We start from the raw sequence: 16,766 nt of genomic DNA, 5'->3' as shown, positions 1-16,766 counted from the left end.
AAATGGTGTGTGAAGTTTTTTGTTGTTTTAAAGTTAACTTACTTCCGAGTCCAGTTTATTTGTGAAATCGGCCTGAACTATCTCAAGTGCGGCCAGCACCTGCTCAGCAGGTACTTCGTTTTGCTCGAGTAACATGATCAGGTCTACGGCGAGCTTGATGTGTTCAGGTGCGCTTTCGAGTGTTTTTTGGGTCATGGTTGAAATTGTTTCTTTTTCGCAATTTGTGCCAGTGCATAATCCACAGCCTCTTTTACTTTGGCTTCCATCTCAGTTCTTTCGTCGGTGGGCAGGTAAAACTCCATGTCTACGTCATAGCGAATGTAACGAGCTGGCAAACGATTCAGTGCGGTACAACACAGGTCTGCCATCACGTCTTCATCGTATTTATGGTCAAGGCCTCGCTCTTCAATGTTTTCGAGCACAATTTTCTCGTAATAATTGTGCAAATCATCATGAAGTTTCATTGTAGTGCTCCATTTTGAAGTTATTGTAATTGTACAACATAAACCACCTCTGTGGTTAATGCTACCAGCAATTTTAAAACCTGCAAAATGTCACTTTATGTAGGTAGTTTATTGTGCAGAGGGGGTGTTGAAGCGTTCTGGCCAGACTTGTTGCAGCGCGATAAACAGTTGCTTATGTACCTCAACCAGTCGGCTGATATTACGCTGATAGCCACCTCCAAGTACCGCCATCAGAGGGGTTTGATGCTGCTTTGCATGTTTCAACACCTGAATATCCCGTGCCAATACGCCCTCCAGACTAATGTCTAAATGCCCTAGCTCGTCACGGTGATAGATGTCTGCTCCCGCGTTATACAGTATGATGTCGGGTTGGTGAAGACGGGTACACAGGCTCAGGGCTTCATCGAGTGTTGCGAGGTAAGCTTCATCTGAGCAGCCAATGGGTAAGGCAAAGTCGTAGTCGGACGCTTGCTTCAGCTTGGGAAAGTTCTGCTCACAATGGAGTGAGCAGGTAATTATCTGCGTGTCTGATTTTAGGATTTCAGCACTACCATCACCCTGGTGTACGTCACAGTCCAGCAGTAATACTGTATCGGCCTGTCCGTTTTTGATAAGGGCTCTGGCGGTAATGGCGAGATCGTTGAAAATGCAAAAACCAGCAGCTCTGTCGCTGAAGGCATGATGATAGCCACCACTGAGGTTGGCTGCAAATCCGCAGCTCAGCGCAAGCTCCGTGGCTTCCAGTGTCGTACCTATGGAGCGCAATGTGCGTTCAACTAATTGCGGCGACCAGGGAAAACCCATGCGTTTAATAGCACCAGCCGATAAAGTACCATCGAGGAACTGTGCAACGTAATGTGTATCATGACACACCATGAGTTGCTCAGGTGTGGCAATACGCTTTGATTGCGTAAGCCATTGTGCACACGGTGTATGTGTTAGCTGCTGATAAAGAAGACGATATTTATCAATCGGAAACCTGTGCCTTGGCGGTAAAGAGAGGTCACTATAGCTGGGGTGATAAAACAACATAAAGGAGGCAATTTTCCATATCAGAAGCGGGTCTGCTTTTCTTTTTGCTGGATTTTGTCTTCAGTGGCACTGATGGCCTTGCGACATCGCCCGAGCCGGCCATGTAGCGCAAGAATTTCTTTATTGAGCTGACTGGCCTGCTCTGGCGTTGCTTTTATCAGCTGATCCTGACGCAGCGAGATCATTTCTTGCAGACGCCTTTCAAATTCATGGTTTTGCGACAATTCCTGATAAAGTTCATGGGTAGGTTGCATGATCTTTTTGACGGCCTGACGAAAGACTTTTGCCTTCTTATGAGGCTGAAAACGGTTTTCTTTCGCCCATACAGGGGTCGATTTTAGCACTTTAATGATGGCTTCAATCTGTTCACCGATGTGCTCTACGGCATATTGCAGCGCATGGCGTTGCGACGGCGGTGGTAAGTGTGCCAGCGCTTCGTTGACTTCATCGACATAGTCGCTGAGTTTGAGGCTTTTACTACGAAACACATGACCGTCAAACAGACTGGGTTGTGACTGAATATAGCGGTTTTTATCAAACCACTTTGCGTTATCAAATTGCTGGGCGTGATGTTGCAGTTCTTCAACGCGCTGCCTGAGTTTATCCAGTGGCTGACTCATACCATATAAGCCTCAAAAATAAGTTTTGCTGTCAGGATAATCACCACAGTATTAAACAGGGGTTTGATCAGCCGACTACCAAACTTTATCGCTGAATGTGCGCCAAGCCAAGCGCCCAGCATCAAAAATGCGCCCATAGCCAGGCCCAGCAGGTAATTCACATGACCCAGTGCAACGAAAGTGATCAGAGAAATAAAGTTCGAAACAAAATTCATCGAGCGCGCTAGGCCACAATTAAGCAGCAGGCTCATCTTATAGAGCATATCATTGGATGCGGTCCAGAAAGTGCCGGTCCCCGGGCCTGCCAGGCCATCGAAAAAACCCAGTGCCAGGCCTTGCAGCCACTGCTTTATCTTGAGTACGGCGGTTTTCTTGGGCAAGTCTATGGAATCACTGTGGCTCATTTTGCCAAACAGACTATACAGTGCAACCAGTAAAATAATGACAGGAATAAGCTTATTCAGAAACTCGATACTGAGTGAGTCGACTAATAAAGTGCCCAGTGCAGCACCAATGGCGGTGGCAAACACAGAGGCTGCCCAAAATCTCGGGTTAAAGAGATTTTTCTTGTAATAAGTGAAACTGGCCGTTAAAGATCCGAAGCTGGCCGCGAGCTTATTGGTGCCCAGTGCCATGTGCGGAGGCAGACCTGCTGTGAGCAGAGCGGGTACCGTGAGCATACCGCCACCACCAGCGATCGCATCAATAAAACCTGCGGCCAGTGCAACCGTACATAACAACGCCAAGGTGGCTGGGTCTAAAGCAAATTCGAGCATGGATCAGTCTATTTGTTTCGCAAAGGGTGGCAGCGTGTCCAGCATCGCTTTGCCATATCGTTTGGTGACTAAGCGTCTGTCGAGTATGGTGATGCGGCCAGAATCCGTTTCTTTGCGCAGCAGTCTACCACAGCTTTGGACTAATTTCTTGGCAGCATCTGGCACCGTAATCGATAAAAATGGATTTCCTCCTTTAGACTGAATGAATTCAGCCTGTGCCTCTTCAACTGGTGACGTAGGAACCGCAAAGGGGATCTTAGTGATCACCAGGTTTTCCAGGTACTTGCCTGGCAAGTCTAACCCCTCAGACAAACTCTGAGTACCAAATAAAATACTACCCGCGCCCAAATCAATGGCGGCGCGATGGCGCTTAAGCAGCTCTTCTCGGGACAGTTCGCCCTGCACCAGGATCTGCCAGTTTTGTTTGCGTAGTTTGGCAACCACGTGATCCATTTGCCAGTAGGAGGCAAACAGCACCAGGTTGGCCTTTTTCTTGTCCAGATAGTCGGGCAGCGCTTCTGCAAGATAATCACTGAAGGCTTTGTCTGTAGGCTCCGTTTTGGTTTGTGGAATATGCAGCTTGGCTTGTTTGGCATAATCAAAGGGAGAATCGGCTTTGATATATTTGACACCGGGTTCGTTGCTGAGTCCGCTTTCTCGCGCAAAGTGGTCGAAGTTACCCATAGCACTTAGCGTGGCCGAACACAGCACGGCTCCTGCACACTCGCGCCAAAGGTTATCTTTAAGATAAAACCCCACTTCAATGGGACAGTCACACAATAGATAATCATGATGGTGTTTGTAGTCCAGACGTTTTATCCAGCGCGCGTGCGGAGTACCTTCACCTTTTGTGGCATAACTGAACCACAATTTGTTGAGCTGCTCCAGGCGGTTAATATACTGACCGCTTTCTGCCAGTATGGGATCGGCAAGAAAGCCCTGGACGTCACCATCGTTGACATCCAGGGTCAACGCATCATGCATTTTACTCAGTGCGCGCAGTGCATCCTGAGTGGCATCGGCGATGTCTTTGGCGCGCTCTTTAAGCTGTTCCGGCACTTCACCGTGCAAAAAACGATGGGTATCATCATCGTTGTAATTGTAGTCAGATTGATCCAGCATGTCTCTGACTTGACGGAGTACTTTACCCGCATCATTGGCTGCGTCATTGAGCTTGAAATTTTGCCCGATGGCTTTTTGTGACACGACAACATTGGCCATTTTACCGCTGAACTTGAGCAGTTTGTCCAACCACTCTATCGTACCTTTAATCGTTGCTGCTGCGGATGAGAAGTCCCGGGTAATATGCGGCAAATGGTGAGCCTCGTCGATAACGTAAAAGGTCTCTTCCGGGTCACTCAAAATGGTGCCGCCACCGAGTTCCAGATCGGCAAGTAACAGGGCATGGTTGATCACCAGTACATCCATTTGTGCGATTTTCTGCCTGGCCAGATGAAAAGGACACAAATTGTGAGATTTCAGCTGTCGTTGGCAAGCATGTTTGTCACAGGCGATGAGGTTCCAGACTTTGTCCGGTATGGTATCCGCCCAACTGTCTCTGTCACCCTGCCAGCGTTTATCCTGATAAGCTTTTGCCAGTTCTTGTAAGCAGCGCTGCTCCATTGCCGACAAAGGTGAGCTGGTTGTTGGCACCAGAGACATTTGTGTTTCTTCGCCGCTCACTGCGGCTAGTAGTTTCTGCACACAGATATAGCGCTGTCGACCTTTAACGAGATCAAACTTAAAATCAAGGCCTGAGTGCTCTCTAAAAAAGGGCAGCTCTTTGTTGAGTAATTGTTCCTGCAGTGCAACTGTGGCAGTTGAGATGATCAGTTTTTTCTTTTTTGCCAGTGCCATGGGCAGGGCTCCCAGGCAATAAGCCAGTGATTTACCGGTACCGGTTCCGGCTTCAATGACACAGATACGTTGAGATTTGTGATAGTCACCACCCAGTGTTTTGGCGATTTCTGCAACCAGATAGTTTTGTCCGGCGCGAGGGCGGAAGCCTTCGAGTTGTTCAGCTATGTTGGTGTGCGCCTGACGTATGGTTTTTTTTAGAGAATCTGACAGCATGTAGGATCGCTTAAGCAAAAAAGTATGGATATAATTACAGGTATTCTATTCTAGGCGGGGATCCCCTTTGGCACAAGCGGTATATCAGGGCTTTATCCTTTCACGGCAGCACATCCATTTAAATAACAGGCTACACCTGTGCTATTGGTTAAAGTCGGCTGAAGGGTTGCTAAAAGTGATCACTGAGCCGCAGAAGGCGGTCTTGTTTATCCGCAGCGCGGACGCTGAAAGCGCGCAAATCCGTGTAGCTGAGCTCATCTCAGGTGTTGAATTTAAGCCGCTTACTCTCAAACACCTAGACCAATCACCGGTTACCGCCCTGTACTGCTCTAATTTAAGTGATTTCTATCAGTGTAAAGAGAGTTTGACCGACCATGTTACTTTGTATGAGGCGGATATTCGTCATGCCGACAGGTACCTGATGGAGCGGTTTATTCGCGGAGGAGCTTGGGTATCTGGCCATGCTGTGAAAAAACCAGGATACATAGAAATCCGACAGACGCGGTTAAAGCCATCACCGCATTTTGTCCCTAAGTTGTCTATGTTGTCACTGGATATCGAGTGTAGCGGGGAAGGCGTGCTGTTTTCCGTTGGGCTGGTCACAGAGTCACAACGACTTGTAATTATGATAGGCGAGCCAGAAGCCGCAGAAGTAAATGTGCGCTGGGTTGCTGATGAGTTGTCATTATTGCAGGCTCTGGTTGAGGAAGTGAACCGCATGGACCCGGATGTGATCATCGGTTGGAATGTGATTGAGTTTGACTGTGCGGTACTGAATGAAAGAGCTGAAGCGTTGGGTGTCTCGCTGAGCTTTGGGCGAGATGGTTCCCCCATGCAAGTATCGAAAGGAAACTTTACGCGGGTACTCATAGCTGGGCGAGTCGTATTGGATGGCATTGATACTATGAAAAATGCCACCTATCATTTTGAAACCTTTAAGCTGGCTTATGTCGCTCAACAAGTGTTAGGGACGAGTAAATTAATCGAACAGGACGACAGACTTGAAGCGATCATACGCCTGTTCCACCAGGATAAACCCGCACTGGCGAGATATAACTTGCAGGACTGTGTGCTGGTCTGGGATATATTTACTAAGCTGTCTTTACTGGAATTTGCTATCGCCCGAACCCAACTGACTGGTTTGGAGTTGGAGCGTATGGGTGGATCCGTGGCGGCATTTACTAATCTATATCTGCCCTTGCTGCACCGTAGTGGCTATATTGCGCCTAACCTGGGTGAGCATGGGCTGACATTTGACAGCCCTGGTGGCTATGTGATGGATTCACGGCCCGGGTTATATCAAAATGTATTGGTACTCGATTTCAAAAGTCTGTACCCCTCTATTATTCGCACCTTTCATATCGATCCTATGGGTTTGATAGAAGGGCTAAAATCACCACAGGATGCTATTCCCGGCTTTAATAAAGGGGCTTTTTCTCGTACTCAGCATCATCTGCCCAGATTAGTCGCACAGCTGGCACAGGCACGTCAGGAGGCTAAGGATCGGGGGGAGAAAATGCTGCAGCAGGCCATCAAGATTATTATGAATAGCCTGTATGGTGTTCTGGGGTCGCGGGGGTGCCGTTTTTACGACCCTCGATTATCCAGCTCTATTACCCTGCGTGGGCACGAGATTATGCAAACTACACGGGGATGGATTGAAGAGATGGGATATGAGGTCATTTATGGTGATACGGATTCGACCTTTGTATGCGTGCCTGAGTCTTTGTCTGCGGCGCAATGTCAGCAACTTGGTGAAAGCCTGATGAGGGAAATCAATTTGCGCTGGGGTGAGCACATAGACAGTCATTTCAATCTGCCAAACTATCTGGAAATTGAGTTTGAGACACACTATAGCCCTTTCTTTATGCCGACTATCCGAGGCCAGGAAACGGGGTCTAAAAAGCGCTATGTTGGCCAAATACAAACGGAGCAGGGCACTGAATTGGTATTTAAAGGCCTGGAAACAGTGCGAAGCGACTGGACTGAAATTGCCAAGGAGTATCAGCAAGCTGTCATCAGGGCACTGTTTGATGGGCAGGATGTGGTATCTGTAACAGAGCAATATATTGCCTTAATCAACAGTGGGCACGCAGATAGCAAGCTCATCTATAAGAAACGCCTGGGTAAGCCACTTAACGCCTACGTTAAGAATATTCCGCCACATGTAAGGGCTGCAAAAGAGGCGCACAGCGTGGGTATCAACAGAGTACTCGGTAAAGGGAGTCAGGTTGCCTACTATATTAGTAGAACGGGCCCCAAATTGGTCGATGGAGCGTTGGTAAACCCTGACTACAGTCATTATATAGAAAAGCAGATCTTACCAATTTATCAGATGCTACCGGATATCGATCTGGAGGCTATCACTCTACATGGCCAGCGTACGCTGGATTTGTCTTCTGATTTGTAATTGCGTGCAAGCGGTTTTTTAGCTGCTTGTAAGCAAATCTTTTTTTCAGTCTATTTGCCACTCATCATTGAAATCCCGCCTGAGACAAAGCTTTATTTGAATGTAAATACATACTAACTTTTTGAAAACGGTTTGTTTTAACGGTATTTTTTGAATAAAAAACCAGCGAACGAACTGAATTTTAAAATATTTTTTTTAACCAAAATGCGACTTGCATTTCTTTGCTTATGTTGGTCTCTGCATTCTTAATGAACAGGTTCTTTGTGAATTCAATTAATAAATGCATTTATTTTGAAGTGAGTGGTAATTAACTTTAAAGGGCTGTTAAATCCTTGGGTTTTGATTGTGTTTTTGGTGTGCTTGTCTGTTAAGTCGTGGTGGTTTGACGCTTAACACAGGTCGCGATTAGTATCCGTCGCGAAAATTCAGAGCCTGCTGAAATTAGACTCTGCAGGCTCGTTATAAATACCAACAATACTCATGCTTACCGCCACGAGTAAGCCCAGGGAGAAAACACATGTTGAACACTAAAGTAACTAAGGCCGTGCGTTTAGCACTGGCATTTGGTGCTGCGTCTACGGCTGTGATTGCACAGTCAGCCACTGCACAAGACGGTGTCGAAAAAGTAGAACGCATTGAAATCACAGGCTCGCGTATCAAGCGTGTCGACATGGAAGGTGCAAGCCCGGTTGAAGTAATCTCTACCGCTGAATTCGAAGGTCAGGGCCGAGTCTCTGTTGCCGAAGCACTGCAAAGCGTGACTTCTAACAGCTTTGGTTCTGTTATCCCAAGTTCTGGTAACAGCGGTCAGTCACAGTCAACAGTAAGCTTGCTGGGTGCAGGCTCCGGTCGTACTTTGGTGCTGATCGATGGTAAGCGTATGGGTAGCTCGCCCTCTCTGAATGGTGGTGGTGCTAACCTGAGCTCAATCCCAATGGCGGCGGTAGAGCGTATTGAAATTCTTAAAGATGGCGCTTCGGCAATCTATGGCTCGGATGCGATTGCTGGTGTTATTAACGTTATCCTGAAAAAAGACTTCGAAGGGGTATCTTTCGATATCCAGGTTGGTCGCCCTGAAGCAGAAGGCGCAGACACTAAGCAAATGTCAATGGCATTTGGTGTGAGCTCTGACAAAGGTAACATTACGTTTGTATACGATCACCAGCAGCGTAACCCTATTTTTGACCGTGACCGTAGCTACACAGCGGCGTCTATGGAAGATAAAAATGGCGATGGTTTAATCTCCCTAGGTGATGAAACTGTAGGTATTAGCCATTATGGCGAAACATATAGAAAAACCTCAGGTGGTGGTTATATTGCTTCGCCCAAATGTGATGAACTAACAAAAACTGTACCGGGCTTTGTCGGTGTTCTAGACCAGGGGTCAGGTAAAGGTGGTATCGGAGGTGGTCAAGTTTGTGGTTTCGCTTTTGCTGACGTTTCAGCCAATATGGCCTCAACAAAGCGCGATTCAGCGATGGCTAGTGTCAACTATGAACTCACCGATGAGTTAGAGCTGTATGCACGTGCAATGTTCAGTCGTAACGACTCATTTGGCCGTTATGCGCCACCGGCGGATTACTTTGAAAAAATGGCGGCTGACTACCCATTAAACCCAACGGGTGAAGTTGCAAATGGTTACTTCCGCTGGCATCAGACTGGTAATCGTGATGGTGAAGTGACGGATTACCAGCAGGATTACACTCTAGGTCTGAAGGGCATGTTTGGTGACACCGCTGAATGGGAAGTGTCTTACCATAAAGCTAAACTAGATTATCGCACAGCTGGTCGTTATTACCTGAGTGTTGCGGGTTTGTCGCACAACATTTTGAACAATATTTCACTGGACTCTGAAGAGGGTAAAGCGAATATGCGTGCCACCACTTACACAGAAAGTCAGAGCGAACTGGATCACGTGTTTGCTGGGTTGGGCTTTGAACTGGGTGAGCTAGAAGCCGGTGCGATTGCACACTATGTGGGTGCTGAATACTTCGATATGACGTTAGATCAACGCTACGACGCACAAAACGAAGCAGGCCTGATTGGTGGTGATGCTGGTGGCTCAGGCGCAGGTGAGCGTGATGTAACCGCAGTATTCTATGAAGTGGCATTCCCTATCCTAGACAATCTGACTTTGAGTGCAGCATATCGTTACGACGATTACAGCGACTTCGGTGGTGAAGGTAACCCAAGTGTGAAGCTGGACTACCGCCCGATTGATGACCTGCTACTTCGTGCGTCTTACTCTGAGGGTTTCCGTGCACCATCTCTGAAAGAGCTGAATGCAAAAGACTCTAAAGGCAGTCCGAGCGTGACCGACTATGTTAATTGCGCAGCGCAAGGTATTGCGGCTGTGGATTGTTCTACAGGTCAGGTAAGCGAAATGCGCAAAGGCAATGACCAGCTAGGCCCGGAAGAATCAACCTACATGAACCTGGGTATGGTTTACTCTGGCTTTGAAGATGTCTCAATCAAAGTAGATTACTTTGAACTTGAAATCGACAATGTCATCTCAATCATCACCGCTCAGGACCTGGTACATATTGAAAATGCCGGTAAACTGGAAGAGGTTCAGGCAAGATACCCGTATGTAGACATTGAGCGCGGCGCGAATGGATCTATCTCTAAAGCGTATACTCAGTATGCCAATGGCGCTTCTATGTCCCGTAAAGGGTTCGATATTGACTTGTCTTACAAGCTAGAAACTTCATTTGGTGACTTTAAGTTCAGAAATGTAACCACCTTGCTGACAGAAGTGGGCGAAGATGTCTACTTCACCGGTCCTCGTGAAGATGAGAAGGGCGCGCCGGAAACACCTGAATGGCGTTCTCAGTTCACGATCAACTACGCAGTTGATAACTATACAGTTAACTGGACTACAGATATCATTGCAGATACTTATGAGTCGCAATCAGTGGTTAAAGTAGATGGTAAAGAACCGTACAATGTGTACGACGGTTCACTGCCGACCTACGTAACTCATAACCTGAACATGAAGTACTACAGCGATGGTTATGGCACGTTTACACTGGGAGCACGTAACCTGTTTGATAAAGGTGTTGTGTATGATAGTAAGGATAAATACGTTGACTATTCAATCTACAACACAGGCCACATTGGTCGCGAAATCTTCGCCGGTTACAACATCAGCTTCTAATTTGCTGCTCAGCAAATTGCAAGCGAGCGCGCTATAGCGTGGCTTAAAAGTAAAAATCCGACTTCAGAAGTGAAGTCGGATTTTTTGTGTATGCAAGAGTATGATTCATATCAATATTTATACCAATCTCACTTAGTGTCTGTTCAATTTGGCGGAACAAATATGACGCTAGCGGTGTTAAAAATTTCTCTTTTAGAACAAGTGAATAGCAAAATTTTTGGCTGGTTATCGAACAGTTTTTCTCGCCTTTAAATAGAACACTTAATTAAGCAAATTGGTATTAGTAATTATTTTTAGCGCAAGTACATATCTATCCACTTCATTCGTCTCACTTATCAAAGTTATGTTGTCTGAGACTGATACAGGCGAGCAACAAACATAAATTAATAAGCGCAGGAAATTGCAACCATTCGTCTGTATGCAAGAGTCTTTGTTGCTGGCAATAGTCGTCTATTTTGTTTTTAAACACGCCGTAACAGCATCAACAGTCATGCTTAGTTAGCTTGTACCTTAATGGGGTTTTTATATTGAAGCTGAGGATGGGTAACCAGGCAATTCTGACAATTAACGACTCTTATTTTTAGCAGTGATAAAAATGCTGATTGTCTCAAGTTTTTAATTGTGTTTATAACAATAATTTAACTTTGAGTGAGAGACAAGTGAAAGGTCTATTGTCCTTTACGCAAGGTTTCTGAGCACTAACTTGCCAAATAGCGTAAAACCTTACCCTGAATAAACCAACAGACGACTAAAAACCGTCATTCATCCTCGTGTAAAAAGCCGTTTTTGGTTCAAAAAACAACCAGTCTTTGTGTAAAATAAAGTGTAAGATAATTTTTGTTGTCTATCTATTTGATATTTAATGTTTTTTAGGTTTTTTTTGTGGCGTTTTTATTCCGATTTTGAAAAAGGTTGTTGACCTTTTGTTTTTCATGCGATTAGTATGTTTCACCAATATGGCTAAAAGTGTTGTCACTTGTTACCCATATAAAAGTAAGAAAATACATAAAAACAAAGCTTTAAAGAAATATTTAAAGCCAGGGAGAAAACAAATGTTAAATAGCAAGATCTCGAAAGCAGTGCGCTTAGCACTTGTGTTTGGTTCTGCTTCTACAGCTGCTTTTGCTACGCAAGTGCAAGCTGAAGCTGGTGCCGAAGAAGAGAAAGTTGAACGTATCGAAGTAACAGGTTCTCGTATTAAAAGAACCGACCTTGAAGGTCCTTCTCCAGTTCAGGTGTTCGACAAAGAATACCTAGAGCAAACCGGTTCACAAACTGTTACCGATTTCCTTTTCCAGTCTAGCTTCGCTGGCCCGGGTATGACTTCAGAAAGTGCAACACTGGCTCAAGGCGCCGGTTCTGCAAACTTCGACGCTCGTGGTTTTGGTGATGATTACACAGTATTCTTGGTAAATGGTCGTCGTCTGCCAGGTTCACCTACAGGTGGTGATGCTGCAGCTGACCTTAACCTTATTCCTATGGCAGCTGTTGAGCGCATCGAATTCCTAGCAGACGGCGCGTCTGCAATCTACGGTGCTGATGCAATCTCAGGTGTTATCAACATCATCACTAAGCGTGACTTCGAAGGTCTGAGCGTTAAAGCACAATATGGTGCAAACGTTGAGCACAACGATGGTCAAAGAACATCTTTCGAGATCGTTGGTGGTACTAGTGGCGACAACCACAGCACACTATTTGCATTTGACTACTTCAAACAGCGTACAGTTGATGCAGTAGACCGTCCACTTGCAAACTCTGCAAGCTCAATCACTGGTGCAGATGGCCGTTCACCAACTGGTCTGCCTGGTACTTGGGTTACTGGTGATTTCTCAGAGTCTTTCCCTGTTGAAGGCTGTCCACAAGAAAGCATCCGTGCAGCGACTGTAGTTGACAACGGTACTGAGTGTGCGTACGACTTTGCTCAATTGTATCAAGTAGCGCCTCTTTCAGAGCGTTTCAACATCTTTGTTGACCACAAGCACCAGTTCGGCGAATCTGTATCTGTGTTTGTTGAAGCTAGACACTCACGTTCAAGAACTGAAGTTCGTAACGGTGCGGCACCTGGTTTCTTCTCAATTCCAGCAGACGCGGCAGAGAACCCGTTCGGCGAAGATATGTTCATGATCCGTCGTACAGTTGATGCAGGTCCTCGTTCACGTGACGGTGTTAACACTCTGACTGCACTAGCGACAGGTTTTGACTGGTACATCGATGACCAGCACACGTTGTCTGCTTACTACAACAAGTCTTGGGCAAACAATAACCAGATGGGTATCTCTGGTAACATCTCTGAAGATCGTTTCAGTAAAGCGGTTGAAGCTGGCCTAATCAGCCTTGTGAACGATAACCGTAAAGATGGTCAGTTTATTGCTGATGTATTCACTGTTAAGCCACACACAGCGGCTGACGGTAAAGATTACTGGACAGCAATCCCAACTCACCGTCAAGGTGAATTGCGTGAAGAAGTGGCTAACATCAGCATTTCAGGTACCTACGACATCCTAGAAGGTTTTGGCTGGGTTCTTGGTGCAGAAAGCCGTCAGGAAAGATACTTCGACTTCACAGACATCGCTCAGATTGATGACGATGTAGCTGGTGGTGCTGCGTCATTCGGTCAGGGTGGTCGTGAGTTCCAGTCAGTTTACTCTGAATTAAGTGTTATGCCTCTTGAGCCTTTAGAAGTGTCTCTTGCATTACGTCACGATAGCATCGAAACTGATATTTCAGATTTGGGTAGCAAAACTACTTATAAAGTAGCATTGTCTTATCGTCCAACTGATAGCTTATTGCTACGTGCTTCAACAGCAACTGGCTTTAAAGCTCCAATCCTGAATGAATTGTACTTAGGTAAGAGCTTCGGTGTAGCGTCAGCAATCGATACTACACGTTGTGCGGCAGAAGGTGGTACTCAGTGTGAAGAGCGCGAAATCCGCTCAGCAACAGGTGGTAACCCGAATCTTGCACCTGAAGAATCAACGTCATACAACCTAGGTATTTCATGGGAAATCATGGATGGCTTCAACGCGACTGTTGATTACTGGAATATCGAAGTTGAAGGCATGATCGGTACGCTTGATACACAGGAAATCCTGAACAACGAAGCTCAGTACCCAGACCTAGTTAAGCGTGTTGGTGGCTCTGTATCTCACCCTGACGCAGAAGTTCGTTCTAACTTCCAGAACCTGAACGAGCAAAGCGGTGACGGTATGGACATTAACCTGACAAACACCTTCGACGCGTTTGGCGGTAAAATGACCGTAGGCCTTAAATCATCTTACCTGATGTCAATGGAACGTCAGACATCAGCGGTTCAGCCTCTGTGTGATGATGCTGGTACAACGAGTGAGCCAGAGTGGCGCCACAACCTGCGTACTTCGTGGGAAACAGCGGATTACGGTGCAAGTGTTGCAATCCGTTATGTTGGCGAAACAGCTGACCACCCAGGTAGCCGTAAGTCTGGTACTTGTGAATGGGCACGCCCAGATGACATCCTAGAAGTTGACTCTTACACGCAAGTTGACCTACAGGGCTTCTACTACCTTGAAACAGGTACTAAGCTGACTGTTGGTATGCGTAACCTGTTCGATGAAGAGCCTCCGTACTCAGAGCAGGCAGCTAACCGCTGGCCTTGGTACGACCAGGCACTATACGACAACATGGGTCGTTACCTGTACTTCTCTGTTAGCCACAAGTTCTAATTGTAACTTAGGTTAATAGCAAAAAAGCCCGGTTTACCGGGCTTTTTTAATTTCATCTCTTTGTATTTTGGTTATCTTTCTTGGCCTTCCGTGGCTGACAATCAAAGTTCAAAAGTTAACCCTTTGCAACCCAGCTTGTCATCCACCTCCGATAAACTTATTTCACATCTACGACTTTACTGGCCTTTTTGTAGCGTATTTTAAACCCAGACCAGGCAGGTAATTCCCAGCGTTTGGGGGCATCTTTGCGGTTGCCGTGTAAATATTCGAGAATAATGCGTTTCGCGGTAAAACTGTAGGTTACAGTCATCGTCAATTCTGGCAAGACCACTTCAAGGGGAAACTTCTCCATAAAGGGCTCAATTACCCAGCTATCAATAGGTAGATAGAATAGGTCCTGTGCCTCAATTAGCGTCAGATCTTCCTGTGTCTCAATACCCAAGTCCCCGAGTGTTTGTGTCAACCACTGAGTTGTGCTCGGCACGGCTGGTATGTCGCTTTGTTCATACTGGTGATAAAGGTATTGATAATCCAGCATCGCATTGACTTGCTGCCAGACCCCGCTAAACAGCAGGTTTTGTTCAATTAGCTTAACGCAGGCGGGGATCAGTTGAGAGCCTGTTGCGATGTGACTTTGTCGTTCCAAAGCGACGCCAGCATAGTGGCGGACAAACTCAACCCAGATGGTGCCTTCTTCCAGATAGGCCCGCTCCAGCGTAGTGCCTGTTTGCGCATGCTGTATCAGCAACGAGCGTGTGACTGGGGCGGACAGCGTAGCCAAGGTGGTGGCCTGTTTAACGCCTTTACCGGCCAGTGCGTAGGTATCTATGACCAGGATTGCGTCACATGTGTCTGGCACCCGAGATTCTTTTGCTGGCACCACCTCGCTATGACCATTGCTAAAACCACCGCGACGGTTGTCCTTTTTGATATACAACCAATCTGGGCGCACCGAGGCAATTGCGCTAAGCAGCGCATCGCGGTCATAGCTGGCGGCTTTGTCGAGTGATGGCAGGGAAAAGGCCTCTCTCAGTTGCGAGCTGAATTGTCTCGCTTCGCGCAGGGCGTCCTCCTCCGCTCGTATGCCAGGGGCTTTGCCTCGTATCAGGGCGATCACCAGCTCCAGATCGCAACTGTGGGGCAGTGCCTTATTGAGGGTTTCGAATTGTTCAGCAGAGCTTGGTAGTTGGTAAACCCGTGCCGGCACCGACATCACAGCTACGGCATCGATCATTGCCTGACGCAGACGGTTGTCTGGCATTTTGGTTATCAGGTGACCCAGTTCGACATCGACAGGTAATGGATATAACTGCTTGCCCAGCTCAGTAGCGCGGCTTTGTGCGTCAAGGGCACCGATTTTTCTGAGCAGGTCCAGTGCTTTTTGTCCTGAACTGGCAGGCAACGGGTCGATGAAGCTCAACGAGTCGATACCCTCAGTGGCACAGCCGGCAGCCAGTACCAGCTCAGTAAGGGCTTCTCTTTGTACTTCCGGTGGAGTTCTCTCCAGCAATGGCGCATATTGTCCGTAAAGGCGCAGACAGAGCCCTTTCTGAGTTCGTCCCGCGCGGCCCAAGCGTTGTTTTGCCGAGTCTCTGCCGATGGCATCCAGACCCAGTACCGTTTTGCCATTTCTCAGGTGTGTGCGTCGCTCCAGGCCTGAGTCGATAACACAGGTAATGTTGGGAATGGTCAGTGAGGTCTCTGCCACATTGGTTGCCAAAATGATCCTTTGTCTGGGCTGCTGATGCAGGGCAAGCCGTTGATCATGTGGTGCACAGCCACTGAACAGGGGGACTACCAAAGCATCGAGTGTTTTGAGCTGAGCGGCACATTGCACGATTTCGCCTTTGCCTGGAAGGAAAACCAGCATATCGCCGCGGGTATTTTGCAGGGCATACTCGCAGGCCGCTTTGACTCTGTCACTGAGATTGTCGCGACTTGGCATAGTCCGCATATCTTTGGCAAGAAATTGCTCTTCTACATCGAACATCTTGCCTTTGGACGTCAGCAGCGGCGCATCGAGGTAACTGACCAGCCGCTGTGCTGATAAGGTGGCAGACGTTACGATCAGGCGATGTGCTCCCTGTTGCTTTAACATTGCCAGTAGCAAGTCCATATCCCAGCGTCGCTCATGGAACTCATCCAACATAACGATGGCAAAATCACTCAGGCGGTTTTCAAAGTACCAGCGCAGTGCCACACCCGGCGTTACAAAGACGACCTGGGTGTTTGGGCTAAACTGGCCTTCGAAGCGAATAGCATAGCCTATCTGCTCACCAAGCGGACTGTCTTGTTGCTCGGCAACATACTCAGCCAATGAGGTACAGGCGATCCGTCGAGGCTGGATCACTAATACCCGACCTTGTTGGGCTGCCCAGACAGGCAGTTGTGTGGATTTTCCTGAGCCGGTGGTGGCGGCCACAATGACGTTACCAGAGGATAGCAGGTGACAAAAATCGGATTTGATCTGTTCGATGGGCAGAGACATACGGACTTGATACTGTTAGATATTTTTTTAAGTGTTGAGGATTTTAAC

Annotated in this window: 10 protein-coding genes; 3 read left to right on the top strand and 7 right to left on the bottom strand. The window is 47.1% G+C overall.

From position 1 onward, the window contains the following. Nucleotides 1–33: 33 nt before the first annotated feature. The 6 genes from rsmS to dinG all read right to left on the bottom strand — a co-directional run bounded on the left by rsmS (nt 34) and on the right by dinG (nt 4,965). Nucleotides 34–195: a pleiotropic regulatory protein RsmS gene (gene rsmS / locus CWB98_RS08550; RefSeq protein ID WP_138544481.1), complete on the bottom strand. Its 162-nt coding sequence runs from the start codon at nt 193–195 to the stop codon at nt 34–36. Beyond that, nucleotides 192–464: a late competence development ComFB family protein gene (locus tag CWB98_RS08545; protein WP_054014142.1), complete on the bottom strand. Its 273-nt coding sequence runs from the start codon at nt 462–464 to the stop codon at nt 192–194. The genes rsmS and CWB98_RS08545 overlap by 4 nt, the downstream gene beginning before the upstream one ends. A 108-nt stretch (nt 465–572) precedes the next feature. Beyond that, nucleotides 573–1,496 (bottom strand): histone deacetylase family protein, encoded by a 924-nt coding sequence (locus CWB98_RS08540; RefSeq protein ID WP_138544480.1) that lies wholly within the window; start codon nt 1,494–1,496, stop codon nt 573–575. Nucleotides 1,497–1,516: 20 nt separating this feature from the next. After that, nucleotides 1,517–2,116, bottom strand: coding sequence for a primosomal replication protein (locus CWB98_RS08535; protein WP_138544479.1), 600 nt, complete (start codon nt 2,114–2,116; stop codon nt 1,517–1,519). Then, the gene (locus tag CWB98_RS08530) at nt 2,113–2,892 is read right to left on the bottom strand and encodes a TSUP family transporter (protein ID WP_138544478.1); all 780 of its coding nucleotides are present in this window, start codon (nt 2,890–2,892) and stop codon (nt 2,113–2,115) included. The genes CWB98_RS08535 and CWB98_RS08530 overlap by 4 nt, the downstream gene beginning before the upstream one ends. A 3-nt stretch (nt 2,893–2,895) precedes the next feature. After that, nucleotides 2,896–4,965: an ATP-dependent DNA helicase DinG gene (dinG, locus tag CWB98_RS08525; RefSeq protein WP_138544477.1), complete on the bottom strand. Its 2,070-nt coding sequence runs from the start codon at nt 4,963–4,965 to the stop codon at nt 2,896–2,898. A 67-nt stretch (nt 4,966–5,032) separates the two neighbouring features. Between dinG and CWB98_RS08520 the strand changes: the two genes are divergently transcribed. From CWB98_RS08520 to CWB98_RS08510, 3 genes are all read left to right on the top strand, one after another. Continuing rightward, nucleotides 5,033–7,375 (top strand): DNA polymerase II, encoded by a 2,343-nt coding sequence (locus CWB98_RS08520; RefSeq protein ID WP_138544476.1) that lies wholly within the window; start codon nt 5,033–5,035, stop codon nt 7,373–7,375. Nucleotides 7,376–7,892: 517 nt separating this feature from the next. Then, nucleotides 7,893–10,532, top strand: a complete 2,640-nt coding sequence (locus tag CWB98_RS08515; RefSeq protein ID WP_138544475.1) for a TonB-dependent receptor plug domain-containing protein — start codon at nt 7,893–7,895, stop codon at nt 10,530–10,532. Nucleotides 10,533–11,584: 1,052 nt separating this feature from the next. Continuing rightward, complete coding sequence (locus CWB98_RS08510) at nt 11,585–14,230, top strand: TonB-dependent receptor (protein ID WP_171045612.1); 2,646 nt, start codon at nt 11,585–11,587, stop codon at nt 14,228–14,230. 157 nt (nt 14,231–14,387) lie between these two features. Here the strand turns inward: CWB98_RS08510 and CWB98_RS08505 are convergent, their stop codons facing one another. Then, complete coding sequence (locus CWB98_RS08505) at nt 14,388–16,718, bottom strand: helicase-related protein (RefSeq protein ID WP_138544473.1); 2,331 nt, start codon at nt 16,716–16,718, stop codon at nt 14,388–14,390. Between the last annotated feature and the right edge of the window lie 48 nt (nt 16,719–16,766).

Origin of the sequence: Pseudoalteromonas rubra, assembly GCF_005887115.1 — a bacterium.
Lineage (GTDB): Bacteria > Pseudomonadota > Gammaproteobacteria > Enterobacterales > Alteromonadaceae > Pseudoalteromonas > Pseudoalteromonas rubra_F.
The sequence above is the reverse complement of the archived record's forward strand: the minus strand, read 5'-3'. Positions and strand labels throughout refer to the sequence as shown.